The organism is Streptomyces fradiae (genome assembly GCF_041270065.1).
Classification (GTDB): Bacteria; Actinomycetota; Actinomycetes; order Streptomycetales; family Streptomycetaceae; genus Streptomyces.
In genome coordinates, this window is sequence record NZ_CP065958.1 from 4,330,562 (window position 1) to 4,350,100 (window position 19,539).

At 71.2% G+C, this 19,539-nt stretch carries 19 protein-coding genes and 1 tRNA gene; 11 read left to right on the top strand and 9 right to left on the bottom strand.

The features are described from left to right. Positions 1-61 precede the first annotated feature (61 nt). From JAO84_RS19725 to JAO84_RS19750, 6 genes are all read left to right on the top strand, one after another. The gene (locus tag JAO84_RS19725) at positions 62-544 is read left to right on the top strand and encodes a CarD family transcriptional regulator (protein ID WP_003953493.1); all 483 of its coding nucleotides are present in this window, start codon (positions 62-64) and stop codon (positions 542-544) included. A 325-nt stretch (positions 545-869) separates the two neighbouring features. Then, positions 870-1,619 (top strand): 2-C-methyl-D-erythritol 4-phosphate cytidylyltransferase, encoded by a 750-nt coding sequence (gene ispD, locus JAO84_RS19730; protein ID WP_265867369.1) that lies wholly within the window; start codon positions 870-872, stop codon positions 1,617-1,619. After that, positions 1,609-2,115: a 2-C-methyl-D-erythritol 2,4-cyclodiphosphate synthase gene (ispF, locus tag JAO84_RS19735; RefSeq protein WP_370414049.1), complete on the top strand. Its 507-nt coding sequence runs from the start codon at positions 1,609-1,611 to the stop codon at positions 2,113-2,115. The genes ispD and ispF overlap by 11 nt, the downstream gene beginning before the upstream one ends. A gap of 101 nt (positions 2,116-2,216) precedes the next feature. Then, positions 2,217-3,617, top strand: coding sequence for a cysteine--tRNA ligase (cysS, locus tag JAO84_RS19740; RefSeq protein ID WP_370414050.1), 1,401 nt, complete (start codon positions 2,217-2,219; stop codon positions 3,615-3,617). Between the two features lie 118 nt (positions 3,618-3,735). Further along, the gene (rlmB, locus tag JAO84_RS19745; protein ID WP_265867366.1) at positions 3,736-4,692 is read left to right on the top strand and encodes a 23S rRNA (guanosine(2251)-2'-O)-methyltransferase RlmB; all 957 of its coding nucleotides are present in this window, start codon (positions 3,736-3,738) and stop codon (positions 4,690-4,692) included. Positions 4,693-4,832: 140 nt separating this feature from the next. Next, positions 4,833-6,380: a DoxX family membrane protein gene (locus tag JAO84_RS19750; protein ID WP_370414051.1), complete on the top strand. Its 1,548-nt coding sequence runs from the start codon at positions 4,833-4,835 to the stop codon at positions 6,378-6,380. A 96-nt stretch (positions 6,381-6,476) separates the two neighbouring features. On the opposite strand, the gene JAO84_RS19755 is transcribed toward JAO84_RS19750, so the two are convergent. The 3 genes from JAO84_RS19755 to JAO84_RS19765 all read right to left on the bottom strand — a co-directional run bounded on the left by JAO84_RS19755 (position 6,477) and on the right by JAO84_RS19765 (position 8,981). Then, positions 6,477-7,190, bottom strand: a complete 714-nt coding sequence (locus JAO84_RS19755) for a nucleotidyltransferase family protein (RefSeq protein ID WP_265867364.1) — start codon at positions 7,188-7,190, stop codon at positions 6,477-6,479. Between the two features lie 30 nt (positions 7,191-7,220). Next, on the bottom strand, positions 7,221-7,634 hold the full coding sequence (locus JAO84_RS19760) for a hypothetical protein (protein WP_265867363.1): 414 nt from the start codon (positions 7,632-7,634) through the stop codon (positions 7,221-7,223). Positions 7,635-7,883: 249 nt separating this feature from the next. Beyond that, positions 7,884-8,981 carry an ABC transporter ATP-binding protein gene (locus tag JAO84_RS19765; RefSeq protein WP_265867362.1) on the bottom strand — a complete coding sequence of 366 codons (1,098 nt, stop codon included), beginning with the start codon at positions 8,979-8,981 and terminating at the stop codon, positions 7,884-7,886. A 182-nt stretch (positions 8,982-9,163) separates the two neighbouring features. Here JAO84_RS19765 and JAO84_RS19770 point away from each other — a divergent pair. Together JAO84_RS19770 and JAO84_RS19775 are read left to right on the top strand one after the other, a co-directional pair. Next, positions 9,164-9,237, top strand: a tRNA-Thr gene (locus JAO84_RS19770). A gap of 96 nt (positions 9,238-9,333) precedes the next feature. After that, a complete protein-coding gene (locus tag JAO84_RS19775; protein WP_370414052.1) occupies positions 9,334-11,409 on the top strand; it encodes a restriction endonuclease in 2,076 nt (691 codons plus the stop codon). 75 nt (positions 11,410-11,484) lie between these two features. Here the strand turns inward: JAO84_RS19775 and JAO84_RS19780 are convergent, their stop codons facing one another. Then, positions 11,485-12,900, bottom strand: a complete 1,416-nt coding sequence (locus JAO84_RS19780; RefSeq protein ID WP_370414053.1) for an NAD(P)/FAD-dependent oxidoreductase — start codon at positions 12,898-12,900, stop codon at positions 11,485-11,487. Positions 12,901-12,953: 53 nt separating this feature from the next. Here JAO84_RS19780 and JAO84_RS19785 point away from each other — a divergent pair, with 53 nt between their 5' ends. Further along, a complete protein-coding gene (locus tag JAO84_RS19785; protein WP_370416812.1) occupies positions 12,954-13,934 on the top strand; it encodes an aminoglycoside phosphotransferase family protein in 981 nt (326 codons plus the stop codon). Between the two features lie 19 nt (positions 13,935-13,953). Next, positions 13,954-14,427 (top strand): N-acetyltransferase family protein, encoded by a 474-nt coding sequence (locus tag JAO84_RS19790; protein WP_370414054.1) that lies wholly within the window; start codon positions 13,954-13,956, stop codon positions 14,425-14,427. A 17-nt stretch (positions 14,428-14,444) separates the two neighbouring features. On the opposite strand, the gene JAO84_RS19795 is transcribed toward JAO84_RS19790, so the two are convergent. The 5 genes from JAO84_RS19795 to JAO84_RS19815 form a co-directional block, all read right to left on the bottom strand. Continuing rightward, positions 14,445-15,626 (bottom strand): methyltransferase domain-containing protein, encoded by a 1,182-nt coding sequence (locus tag JAO84_RS19795; protein WP_370414055.1) that lies wholly within the window; start codon positions 15,624-15,626, stop codon positions 14,445-14,447. A gap of 471 nt (positions 15,627-16,097) precedes the next feature. After that, the gene (locus JAO84_RS19800; protein WP_370414056.1) at positions 16,098-16,316 is read right to left on the bottom strand and encodes a hypothetical protein; all 219 of its coding nucleotides are present in this window, start codon (positions 16,314-16,316) and stop codon (positions 16,098-16,100) included. 125 nt (positions 16,317-16,441) lie between these two features. Then, positions 16,442-17,284 carry a helix-turn-helix domain-containing protein gene (locus tag JAO84_RS19805; protein WP_370414057.1) on the bottom strand — a complete coding sequence of 281 codons (843 nt, stop codon included), beginning with the start codon at positions 17,282-17,284 and terminating at the stop codon, positions 16,442-16,444. Further along, entirely contained in the window at positions 17,281-18,033 is a 753-nt protein-coding gene (locus JAO84_RS19810) for a DUF6879 family protein (RefSeq protein WP_370414058.1), read from the bottom strand. The genes JAO84_RS19805 and JAO84_RS19810 overlap by 4 nt, the downstream gene beginning before the upstream one ends. A gap of 222 nt (positions 18,034-18,255) precedes the next feature. Then, positions 18,256-19,026, bottom strand: a complete 771-nt coding sequence (locus tag JAO84_RS19815) for a transposase (RefSeq protein WP_370416813.1) — start codon at positions 19,024-19,026, stop codon at positions 18,256-18,258. Between the two features lie 94 nt (positions 19,027-19,120). Here JAO84_RS19815 and JAO84_RS19820 point away from each other — a divergent pair, with 94 nt between their 5' ends. After that, positions 19,121-19,501, top strand: a complete 381-nt coding sequence (locus tag JAO84_RS19820) for a DUF6221 family protein (RefSeq protein ID WP_370414059.1) — start codon at positions 19,121-19,123, stop codon at positions 19,499-19,501. Positions 19,502-19,539: the final 38 nt, after the last annotated feature.

The following is a 19,539-nucleotide window of genomic DNA, read 5'->3' on the forward strand; positions in this document are numbered from 1 at the left end:
GCCATTCAGAAGAAGCCGTATCCGTGTTACCCTGGATAGCCACGGAAGGGGTACCTGTCACATGACGTTCAAGGTTGGCGACACCGTGGTCTATCCCCATCACGGGGCCGCGCTGATCGAGGCCATCGAAACTCGCCAGATCAAAGGCGTGGACAAGACCTACTTGGTGCTCAAGGTCGCGCAGGGCGACCTGACGGTTCGTGTGCCGGCGGACAATGCGGAGTTCGTCGGTGTTCGCGACGTGGTCGGTCAGGACGGGCTGGACCGGGTCTTCGAGGTGCTGCGCGCACCGTACGCAGAAGAGCCGACGAACTGGTCCCGTCGCTACAAGGCAAACCTGGAGAAGCTCGCCTCCGGCGATGTCATCAAGGTCGCCGAAGTAGTGCGCGACCTGTGGCGCCGAGAGCGCGAGCGCGGTCTCTCCGCAGGTGAGAAGCGCATGCTCGCCAAGGCTCGGCAGATCCTGGTGAGCGAGCTGGCGCTCGCGGAGAACACCAACGAGGACAAGGCCGAGGCGCTCCTCGACGAGGTGCTCGCGTCCTGACGCCGGCTCCTGTGTCGCCTGAAGCTGTCTGACGCCTGGCGCACCACCCGCCATGCCCAGCAAGCCCAGCATCAATGCCGCGGTGCCCGTCGGCGCGCTGTGAATCCGATCGATGAATCCCATCGATTCCATCGATTCCACAGTGCCGTCGCCGGGCACTGCGGCATGTTCGTCTCCTCTTTTTTCCTTCTCTCCCATCCCCAGCGGCTCTCGCATGGCGACGCCTCGACCGTCGTCACGGAAGGGCCCGGTCGAGGCGTCGCCACCAGCTTGTTGACGCCATACCCACGACGCCCTCGGAAACAAACCTGCCGGAGTGGAACCGATGACAGACCAAGCGCGTCCTCCTCGCACCGCCGTGGTGATTCCCGCGGCCGGCCGGGGCGTGCGCCTCGGCCCGGGCGCCCCCAAGGCGCTGCGCGCGCTGAACGGCACCCCCATGCTCATCCACGCCGTCCGGGCGATGGCCGCCTCCCGCGCCGTCTCCCTCGTCGTCGTGGTCGCGCCGTCCGACGGCGCCGCCGAGGTGAAGAACCTCCTCGACGCCCACGCCCTGCCCGACCGCACCGACTACGTGGTCGTCCCCGGCGGCGAGACCCGCCAGGAGTCCGTCCACCTCGGCCTGAAGGCCGTCCCGGACGACATCACCACCGTCCTCGTCCACGACGCCGCCCGCCCGCTGGTGCCGGTCGACACCGTGGACGCGGTCATCGAGGCGGTACGGGACGGGGCCGTCGCCGTCGTCCCCGCGCTGCCCGTCGCCGACACCGTCAAGGAGGTCGAGCCGGCCGAGCGCCCGGGCGGCCCCGAGCAGGTCGTCGCCACCCCGGTGCGCGCCCGCCTCCGCGCCGTACAGACTCCGCAGGGCTTCGACCGGGAGACCCTGGTCAACGCCCACGCCACCGTCGCCCTCATCGGCGACGGCGCCACCGACGACGCCGGCATGGTCGAGAAGCTCGGCGCGCCCGTGGTCGTCGTGCCCGGCCACGAAGAGGCCTTCAAGGTGACCCGCCCCCTCGACCTCGTCCTCGCCGAGGCCGTACTCGCCCGCAGGAGGGCCAACGATGGCTTCTGAGCCCACCCCGCAGACCCCGGTCCTTCCCCGCACCGGCATCGGCACCGACGTCCACGCCTTCGAGAAGGGCCGGGAACTGTGGTGCGCGGGCCTCCTCTGGGAGGGCGAGGAGTACGGGCTCGCCGGGCACTCCGACGGTGACGTCGCCGCCCACGCCGCCTGCGACGCCCTCTTCTCCGCCGCCGGCATCGGCGACCTCGGCGCCCACTTCGGCACCTCGCGCCCCGAGTGGTCCGGCGCCTCCGGCGTCACCCTGCTCGCCGAGGCCGCCCGGATCGTCCGCGCCGAGGGCTACGAGATCGGCAACATCGCCGTCCAGGTCGTCGGCGTCCGCCCCAAGATCGGCAAGCGTCGCGACGAGGCCCAGAAGGCGCTCAGCGAGGCGGCCGGCGCGCCGGTCTCCGTCTCCGGCACCACCACCGACGGCCTCGGCCTCACCGGCCGCGCCGAGGGCCTGGCCGCGCTGGCGACCGCGCTCGTGTACCCGGTGCGCTGAGCCGACCCGTACGCCCTCCGCGGTACCCGCCCGATGAAAAACGTCACCCGCGATCCCGAAGGGGTCGCGGGGCACTGCCCCCCGCCCACTACCCTGGTGTGGTGACTATTCGCCTGTACGACACCAGCGCCCGGCAGATCCGTGACTTCACCCCGATCAAGCCGGGCTGCGTCTCGATCTACCTGTGTGGCGCGACCGTGCAGGCCGCCCCGCACATCGGGCACATCCGCTCGGGCCTGAACTTCGACATCATGCGCCGCTGGTTCGACTACCGCGGCTACGACGTCACGTTCATCCGCAACGTCACCGACATCGACGACAAGATCATCACCAAGGGCGCCGAGCAGGGCCGCCCCTGGTGGTCCATCGGCTACGAGAACGAGCGCGCGTTCAACGACGGCTACAAGGCCCTCGGCTGCCTGCCGCCCACCTACGAGCCGCGCGCCACCGGCCACGTCACCGAGATGGTCGAGATGATGCGCGGCCTCATCGAGCGCGGCCACGCCTACGAGGCCGACGGCAGCGTCTACTTCGACGTGCGCTCCTTCCCCGGCTACCTGCAGCTGTCGAACCAGGACATCGACGACCTGCGCCAGCCCGCCGAGGAGGGCATCACCGGCAAGCGCGACCCGCGCGACTTCGCCATGTGGAAGGCCACCAAGCCGGGCGAGCCCGACTGGGAGACCCCGTGGGGCCGTGGCCGGCCCGGCTGGCACCTGGAGTGCTCGGCGATGGCCCACAAGTACCTGGGCTCCGCCTTCGACATCCACGGCGGCGGCCTCGACCTGATCTTCCCGCACCACGAGAACGAGATCGCCCAGGCCAAGGCCTTCGGCGACGAGTTCGCGCACTACTGGGTGCACAACGCCTGGGTCACCATGAGCGGCGAGAAGATGTCGAAGTCGCTGGGCAACAGCGTCCTCGTCTCCGAGATGGTGAAGAACTGGCGCCCGATCGTCCTGCGCTACTACCTGGGCACCCCGCACTACCGCTCGATGATCGAGTACAGCGAGGAGTCCCTGCGCGAGGCCGAGGCCGCCTTCGGCCGCATCGAGGGCTTCGTGCAGCGCGCCACCGAGAAGGCCGGGGCGCCCGTCGCCCCCGCCGCCGAGGTGCCGCCGGCCTTCGCCGAGGCCATGGACGACGACCTGGGCGTGCCGCACGCGCTCGCGATCATCCACACCACCGTCCGCCAGGGCAACAGCGCCCTGGCCGCCGACGACAAGGACGAGGCCATCGCCCGGCTCGCCGAGGTGCGCGCCATGCTCGGCGTCCTCGGCCTGGACCCGCTCGACCCGCACTGGGCCGACGAGTCCGACCGCGGCGAGGAGCTGCACGGCGTCGTCGACACCCTCGTACGGCTCGTGCTCGACCAGCGCGAGGCGGCGCGGGCGCGCAAGGACTGGGCGACCGCGGACGCCATCCGCGACCAGCTGAACCGGTCCGGCCTGGTCATCGAGGACAGCCCGGACGGCCCGCGCTGGTCGGTCACCGGCCGCTAGAACCGAGAGAGTGTGCCGTCCGGGGCTCCGGGCGGCACACTTCACTTGGCGGCACACTTCACTTACGGACTTCGTACGGACCGCGTACGCACGCAGGCAGAGGAAACAGGTAGTAGTCATGGCCGGGAACAGCCAGCGCAGGGGACGTCGGACGTCCAACAAGAAGGGCGCGACGGTCGGCAGCGGTGGCCAGCGGCGCAAGGGCCTCGAGGGCAAGGGCCCCACGCCCAAGGCCGAGAACCGCAAGGGCCACAAGGCGTACCGGGTCTCCAACGCGATGGCCCGGAACGCGGCCAAGCGCAAGCCCGTCGCCCGCCGCGGCGGCAAGGGCCAGTCGGAGATGGTCGTCGGCCGCAACCCGGTCTTCGAGGCGCTGCGCGACGGCGTGCCCGCCACCACGCTGTACGTGCAGCAGTTCATCGACAACGACGAGCGCGTGCGCGAGGCCCTGAACCTCGCCACCGGCCGCGGCAACATCAACATCATGGAGGCGCCGCGCCCCGAGCTCGACCGGATGACCAACGGCCTGAACCACCAGGGCCTCGTCCTCCAGGTCCCGCCGTACGAGTACGCGCACCCCGAGGACCTCGCCGAGGCGGCCTACGACGACCACGAGGACCCGCTGATCGTGGCCCTCGACGGCGTCACCGACCCGCGCAACCTCGGCGCCGTCGTCCGTTCCGTCTCCGCGTTCGGCGGTCACGGCGTGGTCGTGCCCGAGCGGCGCGCGGCCGGCATGACCGCGGGCGCCTGGAAGACCTCGGCCGGCACCGCCGCCCGCACCCCGGTGGCCCGCGCCACCAACCTGACCCGCTGCCTGGAGCAGTACCAGAAGGCCGGGCTCACCGTCGTCGGTCTGTCCGCGGACGGCGACACCGAGGTGCACGAGCTGGAGGCGCTCTCCGGCCCGGTCGTCATCGTGGTCGGCTCCGAGGGCAAGGGCCTGTCCCGCCTCGTCGGCGAGACCTGCGACTTCCTCGTCCGCATCCCGATGCCCGGCGGCGCCGAGTCGCTGAACGCCGGTGTGGCCGCGGGCGTGGTGCTGTACGAGGCGGCGCGCCGCCGCATGGGCTGAGCCGTACCCGTACTCGTACGTCCGCAGCCGCGACATACGGGCTGACCCGAACGAGTTAATCCCCCCGGCCGTGATCTTGACGGGCCTCGGACATTTCGGGGCCGTCAAGGCAGTGTCCTAACCGCGCGTCACTCGGTTAGATGAGTGTGGACACCAGAACGCCCCGGCCGGGGTTCGACGATCAGCCCGCGCTGAGCATGGTCAAGGTGGATTCCGATCCCGCCCAGGTGATCGTGAACCACGCCAGCTTCCGTGTGCGGCTCGCGGCGGCCGGTCAGCCGAAGTTCGCCGCGAACCCCCGTCTCGCGGCGCTCGCCGGAGCCGCCGGGATGACCGGTGTCGCCGCCGGCGGCGCCGCGGGTCGCCGTCGGCCCGTCGTCTGGACCGGCAAGTCGGCCCCCGGCGCGACCGGACTGCTGCAGGCCGTCCGCGCCTCCGCCGACCCCGACCGGCCGGGCGGCGTCTCCACCCTGGAGCCGACCACCCAGACCATCCCGCGCATCACCGACACGATGCCCACCCCGGTCGTGCCGTCCGGCTCCGCCGCCCCGCTGCTGCCGCCGATGCGGCGCGCGGAGGGGGCGTACGACGAGGTGTACGAGCTCGGGCCCGACGGGTACGCGGACCAGGGCGCCGACCCGGACGCCCGCGGCGCCCACCGGCACGGCGCCGACGCGGTCCGGCACGCGTACTACCCCGGCCGCCGGATGAACCTCGGGGTCGTGCTCCTCCCGCTCCGGGTCTTCCTCGGCTTCATCTCCATCTACGCGGGCATGGGCAAGCTCTGCGACCCCGTCTACTTCGACGGCGGCGAGCGCGGCTCCATGGTCAAGTGGCTGAACTCCCTGCATCCCTGGGCGCTTGCCGAACCGCTGCGCGACTTCGCCCTCCAGCACCCGGTCGGCGCCGGCCTCACCGTCGCCTTCCTCCAGGTCGTCGTCGGCGTCCTCACGGTCCTCGGCCTGTGGCAGCGCGTCGCCGCCGTCGTCGGCGGTCTGCTCTCCGCGGCCCTCCTGCTGACCGTCAGCTGGAAGACCGTCCCGGTCTACGACTCGGCCGACATCATCTACCTGGCCGCCTGGTCGCCGCTGATCATCGCCGGCGCCCCCGTCTACTCGGTCGACGGCCGCCTCGCCGGCGAGGCCTGGCGGACCCTCGGCCCGCGCTCCGAACTGTGGGAGCTGCGCCGCCGCGTGCTGCGCCGCGGCACCGTCGTCGCCGCCGTGGTCGTCGGCCTCACCCTGCTCATCGGTTCGATGCTGGGCGGCGCGGTGCGCTCCACCACCATGGTCACGGTGCCCGGGCCGAACGAGGACCCGGTCAACCACCTGCCGGGCGAGCCGCTGCCGGCCGAGCCGGGCACGACCACCCCGTCCCGTACGGCCACCAAGAGCCCGCGCCCCACGGCGACCAGCGGGGCGGCCGGCACCAAGGAGCCGACGAAGGAGGCCACCCCGTCGGAGTCGGCGCGCGAGACGACCCGCACGCAGCAGCGCAGCCCGAGCGCCTCGACCACCACGCGGAGCCCGAGCCAGACGCGTACGACCTCGCCGAGCTCGTCGTCCTCGGACTCCACCTCCGGCGGCACCAGCGGCACCCCGACGAGCGGCAGCAGTACCGGCGGCTCGTCGGACGGCGGCTCGACCTCGGGCGGGGCGCGGAACCCGATCGGCGGCCTGCTGGGCTGACGGATCCGGCCGAGCGAGAGGGGCTGCACCACGAACGCGTGGTGCAGCCCCTCTCGTATGCCCTCAGGATTCAGGCCGTGGGCTCAGGCTGTGGGCTCAGGCCTGCGCGGCGAGCTCCTTGGCCGCCTCCGTGAGGTCCTTCGCGGTGTCGATGGCCCGCCAGTACGCCCCCTGGGGCAGCGGAAAACCGGCCAGGCGCCGCTCACGGGCCAGCCGGGGGAAGGTGGTGCGCTCATGGTCGCCGCGGTCCGGCAGGAGGCCGGTGAAGGCGGGGGAGAAGACGTACACGCCGGCGTTGATGAGGTACGGCGACGGCGGCGCCTCGATGAAGTCGGTGATGTGACCGAAGGCGTCGGTCTCGACGGCGCCCCAGGGGATGCGCGGCCGGGCCAGGGCGAGGGTCGCGGTGGCGTCGCGCTCGGCGTGGAACTCGGCCATCTCGCGCAGCGAGAAGCGGGTCCAGATGTCGCCGTTGGTGGCGTACCAGGGCCGGTCGGGGTCGGGCAGGTGCGCGGCGGCGTACTTGAGGCCGCCGCCACGCCCCAGCGGCTCGGACTCGACGACCGTGGTCACCTTCAGCGGCAGCTCGGCGGTCTCCAGCCACTCCTGGAGCACCTCGGCGAGATGGCCGCAGGACACGACGGCGTCGGTGACTCCCTCGGCGGCGAGCCAGGACAGCTGATGGCCGATGATCGGGGTCCCGGTGCCCGGGATCTCGACCATCGGCTTGGGGCGGTCATCGGTGTACGGGCGGAGCCGCGAGCCCTGGCCGCCCGCCAGGACCACGGCCTGGGTCGGGGAGGAGTTCATACCCGGAACGATATGCGGACCGGGCCCCGCTCAGCTCGCGTGCATGACGCCGTAGGCGAAGGACGTGTCGCAGACCGGGCGGGAGAACGTCTGGGCCTTGGTCGGGCCGTAGCGCTGGACGGCGGCGGTGCCGAGCGAGCGGGCGATCGACATGCAGTGCTTGGCGAGCGACGGGCGGTTCTCCACCTCGCGCTGCAGGTGGGTCAGGGCGACCGCGGGGTCCTTCTCCTGGAGCTCCGCGAGGAGCTTGTCGCGGAGAACGTCCTGCGGGGCACGGGACTTGGCCCGGGTGGAGACGTCCGTGGACGACGCGGTCAGCATCTGGGTCCCGGAGCCATGGCCGACCCACGGAACGGCGGACACCGCGAGCGTTCCGGAGAGCACCAGGACGACGGGCAGGACGAGGGCGAGAGTTCGGCCGATACGGCGGGCAGTGTGCGTCACGCAGGTGAGCGTAGCGGCCAGTAGTGAATTGGCGACATTTAGTCACTCTCGCGAGGGACGGTTCGAGGCGCCTTTTCGAATCCCGTGTTGACGCTGAGGTGGTGTCGGGTGCCTGATTGCCCAGTTCTGCCGGGGTTTTCGCCGACTTCGGGTTTCATGCCTCCTGTACGCCAACGGCCCCGCACCCGCAAGCGGGAACGGGGCCGTCAGGAGCGGCCTGGAGAGGGCGCGTGGGGGCGGGGCGGGGCGTCAGTCGGAGAGGCGCTCGCCGGTGGAGGTCGAGAACACGTGCAGCTCGGCCGGGCGCGGCACGACCTGGAGCGTGGAGCCCTTGGCCGGCACCTCGCGGCCGCCGACGCGGACCACGACGTCCTTGTCCTCGCCGCCGACGCGGGTGGAGCCGTAGACGAAGCCGTCGGAGCCGAGCTCCTCGACCACGTTCACGGTCACGGCCAGGCCGTCCTTGCTGGTGGCGCTCTGCACGTCGAAGTGCTCGGGGCGCACGCCGACGGTGACCGTCGTGTCGCCCTTGGCGGCCGCGGCGGCGATGGCCTCGCGGGACACCGGGACGACGCTCTCGCCGAACTTCACGCCGCCGTCGGTGATCGGGACCTCGATCAGGTTCATGGCCGGGGAGCCGATGAAGCCGGCGACGAAGAGGTTGGCGGGCTTGTCGTACATGTTGCGCGGGGTGTCGACCTGCTGCAGCAGACCGTCCTTGAGGACCGCGACCCGGTCGCCCATGGTGAGCGCCTCGGTCTGGTCGTGCGTCACGTACACGGTCGTGATCCCGAGGCGGCGCTGCAGGCTCGCGATCTGCGTACGGGTCGAGACGCGGAGCTTGGCGTCGAGGTTCGACAGCGGCTCGTCCATGAGGAACACCTGCGGCTCACGCACGATGGCGCGCCCCATCGCGACACGCTGCCGCTGACCGCCGGAGAGCGCCTTCGGCTTGCGGTCCAGGTACTCGGTCAGGTCGAGGATCTTCGCCGCCTCCTCGACCTTCGTACGGATCTCGCTCTTGTTCACGCCGGCGATCTTGAGCGCGAAGCCCATGTTGTCGGCGACGGTCATGTGCGGGTACAGCGCGTAGTTCTGGAACACCATGGCGATGTCCCGGTCCTTCGGCGGCAGGTGCGTGACGTCCCGGTCACCGATCCGGATGGCGCCGGCGGTGACGTCCTCCAGACCGGCCAGCATGCGCAGCGAGGTCGACTTGCCACAGCCGGAGGGGCCGACGAGAACGAGGAACTCGCCGTCGGCGATCTCGATCTCCAGCTCGTTGACGGAGGGCTTTTCGGCGCCGGGGTAGACCAGCGTCGCCTTGTCGTAGGTGACAGAAGCCATGGTGATGTGTCCCTTCACCGGCAGGAACGTGCCGGACGATCCGAGTAAAGGAAGGATTGAGGTCTAGTCCACCAGGGTGAACTCCGGGTGACGCTACCTGGCGACGCCCGATCTGTCAGCAGTCCGGGGGACGTGAGATTTCCGACCGTCGGCGGGCGGGGGTTCGTTACACTGCACTCGCTGCCTCCTTAGCTCAGCTGGCCAGAGCACCGCTCTTGTAAAGCGGGGGTCGTCGGTTCGAACCCGACAGGGGGCTCTGCCCGTCTCGTGTCCCGGACCCCTCAGGGTCCGGGACACTTGTGCGTTACGGGGGTGGACGTGCGCAGGGTGTCACCGGGGAGGGGTGCGGCGGATGGGTCGGCGTTCCAGTGGGCTGATCGGGGTCTGGGCGGAGGCGCAGCGGCAGGCGCAGCGGGAGCGTGAGGGGCGGCAGCAGGCGGTGCTCCGTCAGCAGCGGGATGCCGAGCGGGCGCTGCGGGCGCAGGAGCGCGATGTGGCGCGGATGCACCGGGAGCAGCGGGCGGAGTACCGGCGGCACCGGGACGCGGACGCGCTGCGGCGGACCCGGGAGCTGGACGAGCGGGTGGCGGCCCTGGAGGGGCTGCTGGTCGCGGGCTGCCGGAGCCGGCCGTTCTCGGTGGAGGGGCTGCGGCAGCCGGAGGAGGTGGCGCCGTTCGCGCCGGGCCCGCTGGGCGAGCCGGTGGCGATGCCGGACCAGCGCCACTACCGGGACCGGGCCGGGTTCGAGCGGGACTGGTACGCGGCTCAGGCGGCGGAGGCCCGGCGGGTCGAGCAGCTGGCGGCGTACCGGCGGCAGTACGAGGAGTGGGCGGCGGCGCGGCTGGCCGAGATCCGGGCGCACAACGCCGGGATGGCGGGGACCGGGACGGCGCTGCGGGACGGCGATCCGGACACGGTGGTCGAGTACTTCTCGGCGGTGCTGTACGCGTCGACGGCGTGGCCCGAGGGGTTTCCGCGGCAGGTCTCGGCCGCGTTCGACCGGGCGGCCCGCGGCCTCGCCCTGGAGTGGGACCTGCCGGGCTACGAGGTGGTGCCGGCCGCGAAGGGGATCAAGTACCTGCCCAGTACGGATCAGGAGAAGGAGGTCCCGCGGCCGGTGTCGCAGCGGCGGGCGCTGTACCGGGGGGTGCTGGCGCAGAGCGTGCTGCTCGCGCTGCGGGAGCTGTTCGCCGCGGATCGCTCCGGGGCCCTGGAGCGGGTGACGCTGAACGGCTTCGTGGAGGGCGTCGATCCGGCCACGGGGGTGGCGGGCCGGGTCTGTGTGGCGTCGGTGGCGGTCGAGCGGCGGACCTTCGAGGAGCTGAACCTGGAGCTGGTCAGCCCGCTGGAGTGCCTGACCGGGGCGCTGTCGGGGCGGCTCTCGGCGAAGCCCGACGAGCGGGTGGCGGTGCAGCCGCTGCTGCTGCCGGAGCAGGTGGGCTCGGGCTCGGGAGGCTCGGGGGTGGTGTCGCAGGGGGACGGCGAGGAGCCGGATCTGCTGGCGATGGATCCGATCGCCTTCGAGGGCCTGGTGGCGGAGTTGTTCCGGGCCCGGGGCCTTCAGGCGGTGACGACGCAGCGGTCGAACGACGGCGGGGTGGACGTGGAGGCGCTGGACCCGGATCCGATCAGTGGCGGTTCGATCATCGTGCAGGTGAAGCGGTACCGGAACACGGTGCCGCCGAGCGCGGTGCGGGATCTGTTCGGGACGGTGCAGAGCGCCGGGGCGAACAAGGGGGTCCTGGTCACGACGTCGAAGTTCGGCCCCGGCTCGTACGCCTTCGCCAATGGCAAGCCGCTGACGCTGATATCGGGGTCGGAGCTGGTGGAGCTGCTGCGGCAGCACGGGCTGCGGGGGCGGCTCGGGTCGGGGGAGTCCGTGGCGGCGCCGGTGCCGACGCCGACGTTGGTGGAGCCGGTGCGGGCTCCGGTGGAGGCGGACGAGGACTTCAACCTGCTCGGCATGGTGTGGTCGGGGTCGGTGGCGCTCGATGTCTGCGCGCTGGTGTGCGCCGGGAGCCGGGTGCTCGGCGACGACTGGTTCGTCTTCTTCAACAACCCGGCCACGGCGGACGGTTCGGTGGCGATGGTGACACCGCCCGCAGGGGACAAGGCGGCGGTACGGGTGGGTTTCGACGCGCTGCCGGCGGGTGCCGACCGGTTGGTCCTGGTGGCCGCGGTGGATCCGGAGGTGAACCCGGACGCGGATCTGGCGGGGTTCGTGGACGCGGGGATCGTGCTGCGGGACGACGCGGGCGCGGAGTTGGACCGTTTGGTGGTGTCGGACGGCCGGCCGGGCGAGACGGCGCTCGTTCTGGGGTCGTTCCGGCGGCGGGCGGGCGGTGACTGGGACTTCGTGCTGGGCGGCAAGGGGTACGGGGGCGGGCTCGCGGAACTGGTGGGGGACTTCGGCATCGAGGTGGAGTGAGCGCCTCGGGTGGGGGTCTGTTGGGGCCTCTCGGGGGCGGGGGAGTGAACCCGGCGCCGCCCCCGCTCGTAGGCGCTACCGGCCGCTGAGGCGGTTCGCGATGACCGCGACGCGGTCGGTGGCGGCGCTGCGGGCGGCGGTTTCGCGGCGGTCGGCGGCGCGGAAGGCGGCGTACATGGTCTGCACGCCGAGCCAGCGCAGGGGTTCCGGTTCCCACTTGCGCACCCGGTGGTTGACCCAGGGCAGTGCGGTGAGGTCGGTGGGGCCGGCCTGGCCGGAGTCCTGCTGGATGAGGTCGCGCAGGGTGCGGGCGGCGAGGTTGGTGGTGGCGACGCCGGAGCCGACGTAGCCGCCCGCCCAGCCGAGGCCGGTGGAGCGGTCGAGGGTGACGGTGGCGCACCAGTCGCGGGGCACACCGAGGACGCCGGACCAGGCGTGGGCGACCCGTACGCCCGCGAGCTGCGGGAAGAAGCGGATCAGGATCTCGCGCAGGGCCTCGACGGTCTGCGGCTGGGTGCGGCCGTCGTTGTCGGTCTTGGAGCCGTAGCGGTACGGGACGCCCCGGCCGCCGAGCGCGATGCGGCCGTCGGCGGTGCGCTGGGCGTACATGTAGGCGTGCGCCATGTCGCCGAGGGTCTCCAGGCCGGTCCAGCCGACCGACTCCCACTGGGCGTCGGTGAGCGGCTCGGTGGCGATCATGGAGGAGTTCATGGGGAGCCAGGTGCGGCGCTGGCCGGCGAGGGAGGCGGTGAAGCCCTCGGTGCAGCGCAGGACGTACGGGGCGCGGACCGTGCCGTAGGGGGTGACGGCGTGCTTGGGGCGGATCTCGGTGACCGGGGTGGACTCGTGGATGGTGACGCCGAGCGCCTCGACGGCGGCGGCCAGGCCCTTGACCAGCTTGACCGGGTGGAGGCGGGCGCCGTGCGGGGTCCAGGTGGAGCCGACGGCGCCGGTGACGCGGATGCGGTCGGCGGTCTCGCGGGCGCCGTACAGCTCGCGGTCCTTCTCCCCGAAGGCGATCTCGACGGCGTGGAAGTCCTTGAGGCGGGCGAGCTGGGCGGGGGAGGTGGCGACCTCCAGGACGCCGCCGCGGTGGATGTCGGCGTCGATGTCCTCGGCGGCGCAGACGTCGACGACCTCGGTGACGGTGTCGTTCATGGCGTGCTGGAGGCGTACGGCGGCCTCGTGGCCGTGCTCCTTGGCGTAGCGGTCGCGGCCGGCGATGCCGTTGTAGAGCCAGCCGCCGTTGCGGCCGGAGGCGCCGTAGCCGCAGAACGCGGCCTCCAGGACGGTGATGTTGAGGAAGGGGACGGCCTTCTTGAGGTAGTAGGCGGTCCACAGGCCGGTGTAGCCGCCGCCGACGATGCAGACGTCGGCGGTCGTGTCGCCGGGCAGCGGTTCGCGGGGGGCGGGGGCGCCCTCCTGCGCGTACCAGAAGGAAATTCCGCCGTTGACGGTGCTGCTCGGGCCGGCCGGGCTGGTCGTGCTCATGTCTATCCCTCTTCCGGGTTCGTGCGCGGAGGTTACCCGGGGGCGCGGCGGCGATCCAGAGGCCTAGGCTCGGTCGGGTGATCGAGATCCCGGCGGAACTGGCGGCGTCGCAGGCGAAGTACAACGGGGAGGCGGGGCGCGCCTTCATCGCCGCCTTGCCGTCGCGGGCGGAGGAGTTCCTGGACCGGTGGGGGCTGCGGGTGACCGGCCCGTCGATGCACGGGGTGGCGTCGCTCGTCCTGCCGGTGGTGGCGGCCCGGGACGGTGTCCCGGGGGCTCTGAAGCTCCAGCTGCTCGACGAGGAGACGGCGGGCGAGCCGGTCGCGCTGCGGGCGTGGGCGGGGGACGGGGCCGTACGGCTCCTGGCGCACGACCCGGGGACGGGCACGATGCTGCTCGAACGGGCTGGGGGCACTCCCCCTGGCTTCGCCGGTGGCACCCCCACCCAGGCCGGAGGCTCTGGGGGAGCCGGGCGGCATCTGTCGAGGGTGGCGGACGCGCGCGAGGCGGTCGGGATCCTTGCGGATCTGCTGGCGCGGCTCGTGGCGGTGCCCGCGCCGCCCGGCCTGCGGCGGCTCGGCGACATCGCGGCGCGGATGGTGGCCCGTACGCCCGCCGCGGCGGCCCGGCTCGCGGACCCGGACGAGGCGGCGCTGCTGCGGGACTGCGCGGCGGCGGTACGGGAGGTCATGGGCGAGCCCGGCGACCGGCTGCTGCACTGGGACCTGCACTACGACAACGTCCTCGCCGCCGAGCGCGAGCCGTGGCTGGCCATCGACCCCAAGCCGCTGTCCGGCGACCCCGGCTTCGAGCTGCTCCCGGCGCTGACGAACCGGTGGGACCCGGATCCGGCGGAGATCCGGTGGCGCTTCGACCTGCTCACGGAGCGGCTCGGCCTCGACCGGGCGCGGGCCCGGGCGTGGACGCTGGGGCGGGTGCTGCAGAACGGGCTGTGGGAGGTGGCGGACGGCGCACCGGCCCTCGACCCCGACCAGGTGTCCATTGCGCGGAACCTGCTGGCCAGGCACCCCTGACGGGGTGCACCCTGACCTCATGATCCGTACCGCCACGCCCGCCGACGTCCCCCACATCCACCGCATGGTCCGCGACCTCGCGGAGTACGAGAAGGCCCTCGACGAGGCCCGCGCCACCCCCGACCAGCTCCACGAGGCCCTGTTCGGCGACCGCCCGGCCGCCTTCGCCCACATCGCGGAGACCGACACCGGCGAGATCGCCGGCTTCGCGCTCTGGTTCCTCAACTTCTCCACCTGGCGCGGCGTCCACGGCATCTACCTCGAAGACCTCTACGTCCGCCCCGACCTCCGCGGCGGCGGCCACGGCAAGGCCCTCCTCACCGAACTGGCCCGCATCTGCGTGGAGCGCGGCTACGAGCGCCTGGAGTGGTCCGTCCTGAACTGGAACAAGCCCTCCATCGACTTCTACGAGTCCCTGGGCGCCCGCCCGCAGGACGAGTGGACGGTCTACCGGCTCACGGACGGGGCGCTGAAGACGCTGGGTTCGGCGTAGCAGCAGGCCAGGAGAGGTCAGCCGGACGTGGGCACGGGCCGGTCGGGGCTGTCCAGCCAGGCCCACTCCGCCGTGTCCGGGGTGGTGGTCAGTCCGAACCGCTCCGGGCCGGGCCGGCCGACGTGCTCCCACCAGACGTACGCGGCCTCCACTTCGTTCCAGAGCCGACGAGGGCCGTACTGCCAGACGGTGAACCGGTCGTCCGACTGGCCATCCCAGTCCACGGCCGCCCAGGACGTGGCGTCGGTCGTCGCGACCCACAACCTGGAGGCGACCCCTTCCACGTCGGGGTTGTCGTGCCATGTCCGCCAGACATCGCGGAGCTGGAGGCCGACGGCGAACTGGGCCGCCCAGTCGTCGCCTGTGACCGCCCACGGGGACAGCGTGGTCCATGACTCGTCCGGCCGGTGGTCGTCGCGGACCACATCCCGGAAGATCCTCAGGTCCGTGCGCTGGCCCCGCATGAGCATGAACGCGGAGTGGGGAGAGAACCGCCCCCACGCGTCGCCCCGGTCGGACACCTCCAAGCGCAGCAAGCCGTAGCAGATCCACGGGCTCTCCCAGGGGGTGAGGACGACCCCGCCGGGTCGGGTCTGCTGCACCCAGGCCCGAGGGACGGATCGCACGGAACAGGTGGCCTCCACCCGGTCGTACGGCCCGGAGGACGAGTGACCCCGGGCGCCGTCCCCGCAGATGACCGTCGGTGCCAGGCCTAGCTTGCGCAGACGTACGTCCGCGTCCGTAGCCAGGACCGGGTCCACCTCCACCGTCGTGACGTTCTTCGACCCCACACGGTGGGCCAGGAGACCCGCGTTCCACCCGGTCCCCGTACCGATCTCCAGGACGTGGTGTCCGTCGGCCACGTCCAGCATGTCAAGCATCCGGAACACGATGGAAGGGTCCGACGCGGACGACGAGGCCCACCGCTCCTGGTTGCCGGGGTCGTGGCCGTCGTTGACCTGGGTCACCACGGAGTCGGCGGTGTACGCGGCCCGCAGCCATGTCTCGGGTGCCCCGGCACGGGCGCAGGGGGTCAGCTCCTCGCCCAGGTAGATGCGTTCCGGGAGGAAGCGGTGGCGGGGCACCGCCCAGGCAGCGCGCTCCCATTCGGGAGTCAACGGCTTCTCCAGGTCGTTGTTGACCGCGCCGAGCAGATCGCGCATGGCGATCTGCTCGGACGCCGACAGTTCGGGTGTCATCGCCTGCGCTAGTCCTTCTTGTGCTTCGGCGGGTCCTTCGGCTTGGCCGTGTCCGACGATGGCTTGGACGTGCCCGGGTCCTTCCCGCCGGAGTGCTGCCCGTTGCCTCCGCTTCCGCCCTTACCCGTTCCCCATCCCATTCCGTGCTCCTCTTGGTTGTGGACTGTCAGGTCGAGCCGTGTCAGCTCGGGATGTGCCCGCCCTGGGCGGGTGACCGCCAGGGCCGGGAGTCTCACGTGGAGCCCTCCAGCCGCTCCACCAGGGCCACGTCCTCAAACCTCCTGGCGAACGTCGCGTGGTCCTTGTTGCGGCCCGTGTGCTCCATGCACTGGTCATCCACGTGGCCCACGTCCGTGCTGGGCCTGGCTTCCCACTCGCACTCGCCATGCAGGCATCGGGCCGACGCTGTGGCTTCCGAATTGGGATGCCGTTTGATCCGGTGCGCAACGAACCGGAGAACCGTCCGGGCGGTCACTGCTCGACCGCCGGCACCGGGGTGGTGAAGACGCGGACCCGGCCCAGCTCCTCCGACGTCGGCGCCCGCAGCTCGTCCGGCGGGACCGCCCACTCCCGGCCCCCGCCCGGTGGACGGAGATACTCGCTCCCCGCGCAACTGCGGTCCACCCGGCCCAGCGTTCCGTTCGAGTCCACCGCGTACCGACTGGCGCTTGGATGCCATTCCTCGGCCATGTCTCACCGTCACCTCCAGCGCTCCGAATGCCTTGAGCTCAAAGCACGTTAGGAGTCCAGAGCGCTGCGTGGCGGCGCTGATTCGCCTTGATTCGAGCGGTGCCGAGTCTTGTTCGCGGTGATTCTCAGGTGAGGTCCAGGGACCGGCGGGCGCGTGTGATCACGCGGTGGGCATCGGGGCCGTAGACGGCGGAATCGGCGAGTGTCTGCCAGACCCGCTGGTACACGCCGACGGTCGGCGCATCGTTCAGCCAGAGTTCCGCGTGCCAGTCCTCGACGATGGCCAGGCGGTCGTCGTACAGCCAGAACGCGTTGGCCGGCGGGAGCCTGAGAGGTGCGCCAAGGGGGACGATTCCCAGGGTTACGGTATCGAGCCCGAGAACGCCCATGAGCCGGTCCAGTTGGGCTGCCAGCACCAGCGGCGGGCAGACGAGGGCGTGGAGGGCCGCCTCCCACATGACGATGTGGAAGCTCTTTCCCGGGGCGTACAGCATCTCCTGGCGCCGCACGCGGGCCCGCACGGCCTCCTCCACGTCTCGGACGGACTGGTGGAGGTCGACGTGCTGGTTGAACACGTGGCGGGCGTAGTCGGGGGTCTGGAGCATCCCGACGACTATGGAGCCCTGCCAGGCTCGAAGCGTCCTTGACCGCTCGTACTCGGCGGTCAGAGTGTCTTGGACCGGCTTGTGCCCGGCGGCGAGCTGACGCTGCCAAGAGCGAGATCGGGACTCCAGAGTCCGTAGCCGGGTGATCAGCTCATCGGCGGCTTCAGGGTGCCCTGTCGCCTGTGCCCATGCGTGGAGGTCGCCGGACGTGGCGGTCTGGCGTCCGGTCTCCAGTTTGCTGACCTTCGACTGGGGCCAGTGCAGCACCGCCGACAGTTCCCGGCCCGTGAAACCCCGAGCGGCGCGCAGCTCACGGAGCCGCGCGCCGAGGGCCACCCGGGCCTGTTGGAAGTCGGTACTCACTCGGTGGAAGGTACCTGGGACTCGAACTGGTCGTATGGGATCGCGTGGTGCCAAGCGGCGTCGCGGACCTGGCAGGCGCGCAGGACCTCCACCGGGTTCGTGATCAGTTCGACGCCGGTCATGTGGTCGTCACCATCGAAGCGAAGTCGTGCGATGACGCGCGAATCAAACAGCCAGAAGTCCTCTTCGGGGAGCTTCAGTTGGTCGGCGTCGCTCCGCCTCAGGTTCCGGATGTCCTCCCCTACGGCACTGTTTCGGCGGGCGTTGTCCAGGAGGTAGCGCTGGCCGAGGCTCGGCGGGTTGTCCACGATGCGTACCCGCTCGAACCGTTTGCCGAGTGCGGACTGTTCGCGCCGGGACACACACCACGGGTCGTCCAGGTCCCATCCGGCATCCTCGCCCCGGGCGAACCTGGCGTACGTCTCCGTCTCCTCGTCCGACGCGTACCGGCGGCGGGTCTCCAGCCGCCAGGCGGTGTGCTCGAAGGTCTCGAACATCCCGCCGAACTCCTCAAAGCTGATCACCATCGGCACCCGGTCCGCATCCCTTGGCGCGAAGTCGGCCAGGAGCACGCGAGGCACCACCACGAACCCCTCACCGGGCTTGACGTTGCGGAGTTGGGCCACGTCGTCGGGGTCGGTCACAGCGTCTCCTTGTACCAGGACCTCACCCGTGTCCAGGTCTTCGTACAGCGTCGGACAGCCGTCGTTGCCGGAGTTGGTGCCGATGAAGCGAAGTCGCCTTGCCAACGTCGTTTCCCCTCTCGCCCGGATGGCCCGATCAGGCCGCGTCCAGGATGGAACCGCCGATGGTGTTCTGTCCGCCGTGATTCTCGAATATTCGCGAATCGTTGAGAGGCTGCCCGATGCTGCACCCCGCGGCTGTGTGCTCGAATTTGGGGTGCTAAGGGCTGTCCCGTAAATGATCTTTGATCGGCATGGGTAAGGCTGTGCGATGTGCGGCCTGCTCGCTCAGCCGGCAAGGGCGAGGTTGTGCAGGCGGGCGATGCCAAGCATGGCGTGATGCACGCCGTCACCCTTCAGGCGGCAGTCGCGCAGGATCTTCCAGCCCTTCATCCGGGCGAAGACGTGCTCGACGCGGGCACGGACCTTGCGGTGAGACGCGTTGTGTTCCTCTTTCCAAGCGGGCAGTTCGCTCTGCCTGGGGTCGCGGCGGTGCGGGATGATCAATCCGGTGCCTCGGTAGCCGCCGTCAGCGATTACCGTCGTGTTCCCGACGGCGTCCTTCGCGCCGGACAGCGCCCATGCCTTGCAGTCGTTGCGGTTGCCGGGCAGGGGCCGGCCGACCACGACGACGAGCCGGGTGTCGGCGTCGATGACGACCTGGTGGTTGGTGGAGTACCGATAGTTCTTCGACCGCTCGGCGATGCTGTGGTCCCGGGTGGGAACCAGGGTGCCGTCCACGATGAGCACGGTGTCCTTGGCGAACCGTTTGCGGGGCTGGAGCGAGAACATCGGCCCGAGGTGGTCGATGATGCGGTCCGCTGCCGACTTCGAGATCCCGAACAGCGGCGCGAGCTGCCGCATGGTCAGGTTCGTGCGCCAGTACGCTGCGACCAGCAGGGCCCGGTCCTCCAGCGGAAGGCTCCACGGCCGGCCCTTGCGGACCGCGTCCGCACCTGCGCGACGCAGCACCGTCACCAGCTTCCCGAAGGCGCGCGGGCTCAGCCCGGAGAACGGTGGTATCCAGGACGGCTCCGACGCCGTGATCACACCAGCCACGGCAAGATCATTCCGCTGTCGGGCTGCCGCCCGGGCTCTGCCCGCAGCACGGAAATCAGGCGACCGGGCCTGGCGCATCATCCAGGATGACCCTATGAGCCAAGACCTTGTGACGTTCCTCCGCGCACGGCTGGACGAGGAGGCCGACCTGGCCCGACGCTGCGAGGGTGACGGCTGCGGAGAGTGGACCTCTCACGGGCACACAGTCGACTTCTGCCAAGGAGAACTCTCCGGCTTCCATCCCACGATCGCCCTGCACGTCGCGCTACACGACCCGGCTCGCGTCCTGCGGGAGGTCGAGGCCAAGCGACGCGTGCTCTCCCGCCATGTCCTCAGTCCTGCCACGGGCGACCCCGAACTGCCGTGGGACAACCGCGATGACTGCCAGTACGACGGCGAGACCTGGCCATGCGATGACCTGCTCGACCTCGCATCACCCTACGCCGATCACCCTGAGTACCCCCGACGCCCTTGACGCGGAGATCGTTTACGGGACAGCCCTTAGATGCCTTA